This window comes from Roseinatronobacter monicus, assembly GCF_006716865.1.
GTDB classification, from domain to species: domain Bacteria; phylum Pseudomonadota; class Alphaproteobacteria; order Rhodobacterales; family Rhodobacteraceae; genus Roseinatronobacter; species Roseinatronobacter monicus.
Window position 1 is genome coordinate 215,367 of the sequence record NZ_VFPT01000004.1, and the last position, 8,473, is coordinate 223,839.

At 58.5% G+C, this 8,473-nt stretch carries 7 protein-coding genes and 1 pseudogene; 4 read left to right on the top strand and 4 right to left on the bottom strand.

Annotated elements, in window-relative coordinates; all coding sequences use genetic code 11:
- Window positions 1-92: 92 nt before the first annotated feature.
- Window positions 93-1,156 (bottom strand): IS630 family transposase gene (locus BD293_RS20855; protein WP_142079576.1). Its coding sequence is split into 2 segments (ribosomal slippage): window positions 93-668 and window positions 671-1,156, totalling 1,062 coding nucleotides; the frame shifts between segments, so codons are not numbered across the junction.
- A gap of 123 nt (window positions 1,157-1,279) precedes the next feature.
- On the opposite strand from BD293_RS20855, the gene BD293_RS20860 reads away from it, so the two are divergent.
- From BD293_RS20860 to BD293_RS20875, 4 genes are all read left to right on the top strand, one after another.
- The gene (locus tag BD293_RS20860) at window positions 1,280-2,698 is read left to right on the top strand and encodes a mannose-1-phosphate guanylyltransferase (RefSeq protein WP_142085615.1); all 1,419 of its coding nucleotides are present in this window, start codon (window positions 1,280-1,282) and stop codon (window positions 2,696-2,698) included.
- A gap of 147 nt (window positions 2,699-2,845) precedes the next feature.
- Window positions 2,846-4,030: an FIST signal transduction protein gene (locus BD293_RS20865; RefSeq protein ID WP_142079294.1), complete on the top strand. Its 1,185-nt coding sequence runs from the start codon at window positions 2,846-2,848 to the stop codon at window positions 4,028-4,030.
- Window positions 4,031-4,045: 15 nt separating this feature from the next.
- Window positions 4,046-4,585, top strand: a complete 540-nt coding sequence (locus tag BD293_RS20870) for a heme NO-binding domain-containing protein (RefSeq protein ID WP_246086166.1) — start codon at window positions 4,046-4,048, stop codon at window positions 4,583-4,585.
- On the top strand, window positions 4,582-5,403 hold the full coding sequence (locus BD293_RS20875; protein ID WP_142085617.1) for a GAF domain-containing protein: 822 nt from the start codon (window positions 4,582-4,584) through the stop codon (window positions 5,401-5,403). Before BD293_RS20870 ends, BD293_RS20875 begins: the two co-directional genes overlap by 4 nt.
- On the opposite strand, the pseudogene BD293_RS20880 reads toward BD293_RS20875, so the two are convergent.
- From BD293_RS20880 to BD293_RS20890, 3 genes and pseudogenes are all read right to left on the bottom strand, one after another.
- A pseudogene (locus BD293_RS20880) lies at window positions 5,332-5,739 on the bottom strand (transposase); the annotation flags it as partial. The gene BD293_RS20875 and the pseudogene BD293_RS20880 overlap by 72 nt on opposite strands.
- A gap of 57 nt (window positions 5,740-5,796) precedes the next feature.
- Window positions 5,797-6,774 (bottom strand): IS5 family transposase, encoded by a 978-nt coding sequence (locus BD293_RS20885; RefSeq protein ID WP_142084769.1) that lies wholly within the window; start codon window positions 6,772-6,774, stop codon window positions 5,797-5,799.
- 407 nt (window positions 6,775-7,181) lie between these two features.
- Window positions 7,182-8,473 (bottom strand): TRAP transporter large permease subunit (locus BD293_RS20890; protein ID WP_142085619.1); only part of this gene is annotated, 1,292 nt, incomplete at its 5' end.

The following is an 8,473-nucleotide window of genomic DNA, read 5'->3' on the forward strand; positions in this document are numbered from 1 at the left end:
GCACCAACGGTCCATCCTGCCGCGCCCTCGCGATGTTGCCGTGTCCCATGCGAGGGTGAGTGCAGATCGACACTCATACCAATCAGCATTGATCAGAACTCTTGAGCCCAGTCGCGGGTTCCAATGGAGGTGATTGTGTCGGGCATGCTGACCAATTTGTTCCAAGCCTTGCAGCAATGATCTACGATGTCTTCATAGGTTTCGAAGATGAGGTTTGATAGCCAGTTGTCTCGCATGAATTGCCAGATGTTTTCGACTGGATTGAGTTCTGGGCATTTTGCGGGGATCGGGATGATGGTGATGTTGTCCGGAATGACCAGCTTGTCAGTCATGTGCCATGCGGCTTGATCCACGAGCACAGCCCCATGTGCTTTGGGTGCGACAGTTTGGGAGATTTCAGCAAGATGCAGGGCCATCGCTTCGGTATTGCACGCTGGCAGCACAAGACCTGCAGCTTTCCCGAGGGCTGGGCAAATCGCTCCAAAGATGTAGCTTGAACTCGTGCGCTGATCATGTGGGGCGGAAGGTCGCGTACCGCGCTTCGCCCATCGGCGCGTGATCTTGTTTTTCTGGCCGACACGCGCTTCATCTTGGAACCAGACTTCGATCACAGTGCCTTGCAGGAGCCGTGCGCGGAGCTTTGCTACTGCGGCTGCAAACCCTTTTTTTTAAAGTCCTCCAGTGCGGCTGTATCTTGCGCGTGATGGCGCGGGCGTGCTGTGAGTTTGACATAACCAAGCGCCCTGAGTTCCCGGCTTATCGACGTCTCGTGAAGTGAAATCCCAAATGTGTCTGCAATCCATTTCCTCAGATCACTCAGGCGCCAGCGGACGACCCCATGGACCGATAAGGTCGGACCGCTCTCAACAATTGCAGCAAGCGCCCTGCGCTGCTCATCGTTAAGCTTAGACTGCTGACCAGGAGCTTTGCCGTTGATCAAGCCGTCAGGCCCGCGGGCATTAAACCGCTCCACCCAGTCACGGACAATTTGTAGGCCAACACCACCAATCCGAGCAGCATCGCTGCGCCGACCGCCATCATAGATCTCCGCCAGCGCCAAAAGCCTGCGGGCTTGGTTGGCATCCTTTGTCTTTCGCGCAAGTTCTCTCAACTTCATGCCGTCGTAGTCTGTCCGTAACGCGAGCGCTGCGCCCATAGAGAGGCCCTCCCCAGAAAATCTGACGCCATTGAGTCAGATCTTCATAGATTTGGGAATCCCAAAACCCTCAGAAGAGTCAGATTTCGCGAGACTTGGTATCAGCCCCGAAAGGCGACAATCATGACCCAGATTACACCAGTGCTTCTGTGCGGCGGATCCGGAACCCGCCTCTGGCCCGTCTCACGCAAGGCCATGCCAAAACAATTCACCCGACTTCTCGGTCAAGACACGCTCTATCAAGCCGCGCTGACGCGCCTGTCAGGACCTGGATGGGAGGCGCCCATGGTCGTAACGTCCGAGGCCTATCTCGGTATGGCGTGCGATCAGGCCGTGGCGGCGGGTGTCGTGCCAGCGGATTTTCTGGTGGAGCCGAGTGCGCGAAACACGGCACCCGCCATTCTTGCCGCAGCGCTGCATTTGGCCGCAACAGACCCTGACGCATTGCTGCTCATCGCACCGTCCGATCATGCGATCCCCGATGCACGCGCCTTTCGTGATGCCGTTATGGTCGGGGCGGGCCCGGCCCGCAACGGACAGATCGTCACCTTCGGCATATGTCCGACGCGTGCGGAAACCGGCTATGGGTGGCTGGAAATGACGGAGGTGCCGGATGATTTCGCACCGCGCCCGATGTCGCTTGCAGGATTTGTTGAAAAGCCCCATGCGGCGCGAGCGGAACAGATGCTGGCCGCTGGCCGTTATCTGTGGAACGCCGGTATTTTCCTCGCGTCAGCCCAAACACTGATCACCGCCTTTGAAACACATGCGCGCGGCCTGATGTTGCCCGTGCGCTGTGCATTGGCTGATGCGACGCATCGGCACGGCATTGTGCGGCTCGCATCCGGCCCTTGGGCGCGGGCAGAGGATATCTCTGTCGATTATGCGGTGATGGAGCGGGCGGATAACCTCTGTGTTGTCCCGTTTTCCGCAGGATGGTCGGATCTGGGTGATTGGAATGCGATTTGGCGTGAAGGCAGCAGCGATGAAAGCGGAGTTATCATCGATGGGGATGTGACAGCCATCGACTGTCACGACAGCCTGCTGCGCAGTGAAGTGAGCGGCCTGGAACTCGTGGGCGTAGGCCTGACCGATATCGTCGCTGTGGCAATGGGCGACACGGTGCTGATCGCGCACCGCGACCGAGCGCAGGATGTGAAGGAGGCAGTCGCACGCCTCAAGGCACGTGAGGCTGCACAGGCCGAGGGGTTTGTCACAGATGCAGATCAATGGTCGCGGACCGAAGCCGAGGGGATGCAGTATGCCAGCCGCTGCGTCCAGATCACGCAGAGCACAGAGAAGACCGTGCCAGCCTCGGCGCCTGAGACGCGCTGGACCGTGCTTGCTGGCCGGGCTTTCGTTTCGTTCCCCAATGAGGTCGTGGCGCTAACGAAAGGCACCAGCGTCTCGCGTCAGCAGGGCGTTGCGGCGCAGATACGCAATCCCGACAATGCGCCGTTGGTTTTGCTGGAGGTGCAAGAACACCGTTTGACACAAAAGGTGGCCGAACATCCGACACCCTTTGCCATCGCTGCCGAGTAGCGGGGGATCAATTTCGCTGAGCACAAACAGGTCTGTGCCATCTTGCCGTGTTGTCCGGACCTATCCTTTAGGATTGGTTTCCTGTCCGGCTGCGCGCTGGTCGTGGCCGGTTGTATTGCTATATTCTGTGAAAAACAGGAGAGGTATATGTTCATCAAGACAGCCCAGTCGCGCGGAGACTCGGCTAAAGACGCCATCGCCGAGATTGCAGACGGTCTGGGCGTGATCAATCGTGGCGCGCCCGACTTTGTAGCGCTGCATTTCGGGGTCGGCACCCCAGCTGACGCCCTGCAGGTATTGGCCAAGGCGCGCCTTGGTTGTGACGCGCTGCATGGTGGATCATCTTGCCTCGGGATCATGACGCAGGACGGTTTGAACATCGACAGTGGCGGCGGTGTCGCCGGGCTGGCTGTCTGGGATGCCGATGGCAGCTATGGTACGGGCTCAGCCGATTTGGGTGAGGATGCCCGTGCGGCTGCAACCCGCGCGACCCAGGCCGCGCTGGCCTCTGCCGACCGGCTTGGCGAGGTGCCAGAGATGGTCTGGCTGACGGTCGCGCCTGGCCGCGAGGAACAGGTGTTGGAAGGCGTGCGCGCTGTGGTCGGGCTGGACACGCTCATTGTCGGCGGAAGTGCAGCCGATAATGACGTGAGCGGTGCCTGGGCCCAATTCGGGCCCGAAGGCGTTCATGGTGATGGCGTCGTGGTGTCGGTCCTGTTCCCGTCTCGTCCGATCACCTCATTTTATCAAAGTGGTTATGCCCCTACCGGCAAGAGCGGTCTCGTCACCGCCATCAAAGGCCGCCGGTTGATCGAGATCGACGGCGCGCCCGCGTCCGCCGTTTATCACCGCTGGACCGATGGTGCCGTCCCGATGGTCACCGACGCGCCGGTCTCGATCCTGTCGGATGCAACACTCTGGCCGCTTGGGCGGGTCACCCGTGAGGTGGCCGGGGTGCCGTTTCACCTGCTGGCCCATCCTGCGGTGGCAAACCCGGACGGATCGCTCGACCTTTTCGCGGATTTGAGCGAGGGAGATCGGATCTGGCAGATGCAGGGCACGTCCGACAGTTTGGTCGCACGCGCTGGCCGGATCGCGGGGCAGGCCCGCAACAATGCCCGAACGGATATTTCAGGCGCTTTTGTCGTCTATTGCGGCGGTTGCATGCTGGCAGTGAAGAACCGGATGGAGGACGTTTGTGCAGGCGTGAACACTGCACTTGGCGATGCGCCATGGATCGGGGTATTCACATTCGGAGAGCAGGGTGTCCCAACGGGCGGCGTGGCGGAACACGGCAACCTTATGATCTCCTGCACAGTCATCGCGAGGTAGGGTATGAAAGGCATCATGTTCACCGAACTTCTGGCCATGGCCGAGGACAGCTTTGGTGAAGAGGCAGTTGATCGCGTTATTGAGGCGCTAGATCTGCCGTCGGGCGGAGCCTATACATCGGTCGGCAACTATCCCTGCGAAGAGTTGTTTAACCTGATTGGTGGCTTTTCTGCGAATAGCGGACTGTCTGCGGCTGCTTTGCAGCGGCTGTTTGGTCATTGGATGATGCAAAGCTTCGCCCGCCACTATCCGCAGTTCTTCGAAGGTCGAGAGGGCAGTCTGGACATGCTCGAGGCAATAGAAGACGACATCCATGTCGAGGTGCGAAAGCTTTATCCCGATGCCGATCTGCCGACGTTTAACACGCGGCGTGATGGTCCTGGTAGACTTGACATGACCTATCGCTCACCGCGTGCCTTGGCCGAGTTCTGTCATGGGTTGATAGAATCCTGCACCGATCACTTCGGCGAATCCGCCTGCGTTTCCCGGCGCGACCGGTCAGAGGACGGGCGCACAGTGGCGACCTTTCGCATCCACATTCGTCGCGATGCATGACGGAAGATGGGCCAAAAGCAGTGGTTTCGCGCGCGCGGTTTGATCGCGAACGTCGCGCCCGGCAAGAGGCCGAAAGCCTGCTCGAAGACAAGGCAAGGGAACTCTACACCGCCAACAGGCGGTTGATGCGCGAGAGCGAAGCGGTTCGCGCCGCCCTTGCGGAAACCGAAGAACTTAGGGCAAGGGAAGCTGCCGCCCTGCGGCAACAGTCCATCCTGTCAGAGGCTATGGCGGTGTTTTCGGGCAAAACAAGCGCGGCAGAAGCGTTACAGGATTTTTTGAATACCTTGCAACGTGCCTTTGGCGTTTTTGATGCCTGTTACTTGCAGGCTTCGGGGTCGGAGGTGCGCATCACGGCCTCGGCGCGACCTGAACATATCGGTCTGGGGCTGCCGGTCCCCAACAGTCTGATTGTGCGACCGCGGCGCCTAAGCACGCTTCAATTGATCGCCCCGGGCAAGGTGTTTCCCGGCCGCATCACGGACTACGCCTCGACGATTATTGTGCCTCTTAATATCTCAGGCGAGGCCGCTGGAGCGCTTTTGCTGGGGTGTCTCCAAACGGGGAGCTTCACGGCCACAGACCTGCGGCTGCTGAAGCGGCTGGCCGGGCTTGCTGCGCAATCCCTCACCGCTCTCCGCGATACCCGGCGCAACGCTCTTCTGGTGTCCTTGATCGAGGGGCAGAGGTGGTCCTGGTTTTTCGACCAGTTTTATGCCGCGCAGCGCTCTGGCATGGGTTTCCTATCACGCGGCAAGTTTCATGTTTGGTTTGCGATTATCATAAACTTCGTCCGGGGTCATCAGGCCGTGGGATGAATGCGGGCGTTCTTCATTGTAATAAGCGATCCAGGTGCCGATCCCCTGGCGCGCCTCCCGGCCAGTTTCGAAGGTGTTCAAGAAGACGCATTCGTATTTCAAGGACCGCCACAGTCGTTCGATCATGCGGTTGTCGATCCAGCGGCCGCGCCCATCCATCGAAATCTTCACCTTTGCGTCTTTCAAAACGTCGGTGAAATCGGTGCTGGTGAACTGGCTGCCCTGGTCCGAATTGAAAATTTCGGGCGGGCCATAGGTGGCCAGTGCCTCCTTCAAGGCCTCGACGCAGAACCCGGCATCCATAGTATTGGACAGCCGCCAGCTCAGCACCTTGCGGCGGCCTTGTTGCACGGACCTACGATGGTTTGAGTTTGCCCTTACCCGCTCATTTGGTCAAGCGACGACTTCGAACTTGGCACGGCCAAGTTCGGTCATCTTGTTCAGAATGTGGGTGCCGATCTTGGCTTCTGTTTTCTGGTTGGGAAAGCTGCGCGCTTTCAGCTTGGGGCCGATGACCATCTTCCAGCGACCCATTTGTGTTTCACCGCGGCTGCGCTGATTGTATCCGCTGCTCACCTGCCAGGCCATACGCCCGCCTGTGCGTATTGCGGCAATGCGCTGGTCGCGCAGCGTTGGATTGCCCACAGCCTCGGCGCTGAGAACTGCAGTCTTGGGAGGCGGAATAGTGATCTCGACATCAACCCCAAACAGCTTCACGAGCAAGTCGCTGGTCGGGTCGCCGTCATAGGCGCCGTCGGCGATGAAGCGTGTCACGTCCCCGTCAATCTGATCCAGAAGCTCTGGCAAGGCGGTCGGATCACCCACATCATCGGTGGTCAGTTCAGAGCAGGCAATTTCGCCGGTGACAAGGTCCAGCCCAAGATGCAGCTTGCGCCAGGATTTGCGTTTGGCCTTTGTTTTGTGCTTGTTTTCCAGCCACTCGCCTTCGCCAAATATCTTCAGGCCCGTGCTATCTACGACAAGATGAATCGGGCCATCCGTCGACGCGCGCGCTTTCATCGGCAAGATCAAACCGGCCCCGCGACGTGACAGGGTCGAGTAGTCGGGCACCAGCAAATCCAGCCCCATGAGCTTCACAAGGCTGCCTACAAACCCTTCGGTCTGGCGCAGCGGCTGGTTGTAAACGATGCCAAGTGTCAGGCAGGTCACAATAGACAGGTCAGAATAAACTGGCTGGCCACCCCGTGTCTTGCGGCGCTCTGCACGCCATGCAGCTTCAACCTCGGGGCTTAGCCAAATTGTTACATCGCCCCGCCGACGCAGGCTTTCGTTATAGCCAGCCCAGTTCGTAATGCGGTACCGCTTCTTCTCGAACTTGTGCCGGCGGCCGTCATTGAATTTATGCGGCATCAACGCTATCCAATCGATCAGGGAAACGGCCTCCTAACAGAAACCGTAGGATCCATGCAACAACGCCGGTCGTGTGGCTTTTCGGAAGATCTCGCCGCGATACCGCCTCTGATAGGCAGCAATCAAGAGCGACCATTCTACCGGGCGCTGCATCGCGCACAGATCTTTCGCAGCTGATGCAAGACTGTCGCAGAGGCGAAAAGTGACTTACGAATTTACCTCATTTTATATAGTATTTCACGCAAGCGGCCGATCTCCATGCCATTCTCGAGCGGCGGCAGTCGGCCCACAGCTGCCTTTCGGCATGTAGTACGTCATTTTTCCAAAGCTGCCGCTCAGGCAAAGTGCAGCATAGAATTGCACATAGTCAGGTCATGCGTAGCTAAAGCTGCCTCTGCGGCGCAGTTTTACGACCGATCAGCCTGAAGTGGAGCGCGCGCTGGTTTGCTAGCTTTACGAATGTTAAACAACAAAAGCCCCAAAAAGACCGCGAAGGCTGTCCATTGGAACATGGGGTCAAGATCGGGCCAGATCAGCGCCCCACAAAGTCCGGCCAGCAAGATGCGTTGCATCACACCAACCGCGTTTTCCATATGCCCCTCAAAGGCTGCCGCAATACAATAAAGTGCTGCCAACGTGAGGACAGTGACTTGTAGTTTTTCGAATAGCGACCCGGTCAGAAGCGGCGTGAAGGCAAACATCAGCGGTACGATATACAGGGCCTTGGCCATTTTCCATGCGGTTACGCCGGTAGCCATCGGGCGGCTCCCGGCGATCGCGGCGGCGGCAAAGGCCGTCAGGCAGACCGGCGGCGTGACAGAGCTGTCTTGACTGAGCCAGTAGATGATCATGTGCGCAGTTAGAAGGGCGGCTATGACCAGGTCGCGGCTGAGTATGCTTTCAACAATGGTCCGCCGCATCTCTAGCGGTGCGGCTTCAAAAACTATCTCGGCCTGACTACGAGCCATGGGCAGACCGATTTCAGCAGCATATTGCGGCGCACCCATCGCGAGGATGGCCTGCATATTCTCGGGGACAGCACCTGCAGCGATGGCATTTATAACCTCGATGCGGGTAATCATATCGGCAAGCGCAGGCGCAGATAGTGTGGCGACGACGATATATGCCGCGGTCACAGGCAAGCCCATCCCCAGCACCAGCGAGGCCAGCGCGATCAAGCCGATTGCGATCAGGACGGAATTATTCGCCCACGCGCCGATCATCAGTGAAAAGGTATTACCTACACCGCTGATGGTGACAGCGGCGATAACCACTCCGATGGCAACAAGCAAGACGGCGGTCAGCACCATGTTACGTGTGCCCAGTGCAAGGCTCTCCAGTATTGCCATGGGGCCCATGGGGCGAGGTGTGACCCATGAGAAGACGACTACGGACACGATCGCGAACCCAGCCGCATAGGACGGGGTAAATCCCCAGATCATAAGGCTCACAAGCACCCCAAGCGGACCGAAAAAGGCGATTCCGTTCTCGCGCAACACCTGTCCTAGTGACTTCTCGGGGCCAGGATCGGGCGCAAGCTCAAGCCGTTTTGCGGTGATCCGCACATAGAATGCGATGGACATAAAATAAATCAGCGCGGGCAATACCGATACCGCTGCGATTGTTAGGTAGGACACGCCAGTGAAGCTTGCCATGACAAAGGCACCAGCTCCCATAATGGGTGGCATGATCTGTCCGC

Bases quoted from the DNA above. Each gene is read 5' to 3' on its own strand.
- BD293_RS20885 (WP_142084769.1), bottom strand. From the start codon at position 6,774: ATGCCGCATAAATTCAATGACGGCCGCCGGCACAAGTTCGAGAAGAAG.
- BD293_RS20875 (WP_142085617.1), top strand. From the start codon at position 4,582: ATGACGGAAGATGGGCCAAAAGCAGTGGTTTCGCGCGCGCGGTTTGAT.
- BD293_RS20870 (WP_246086166.1), top strand. From the start codon at position 4,046: ATGTTCACCGAACTTCTGGCCATGGCCGAGGACAGCTTTGGTGAAGAG.
- BD293_RS20865 (WP_142079294.1), top strand. From the start codon at position 2,846: ATGTTCATCAAGACAGCCCAGTCGCGCGGAGACTCGGCTAAAGACGCC.
- BD293_RS20860 (WP_142085615.1), top strand. From the start codon at position 1,280: ATGACCCAGATTACACCAGTGCTTCTGTGCGGCGGATCCGGAACCCGC.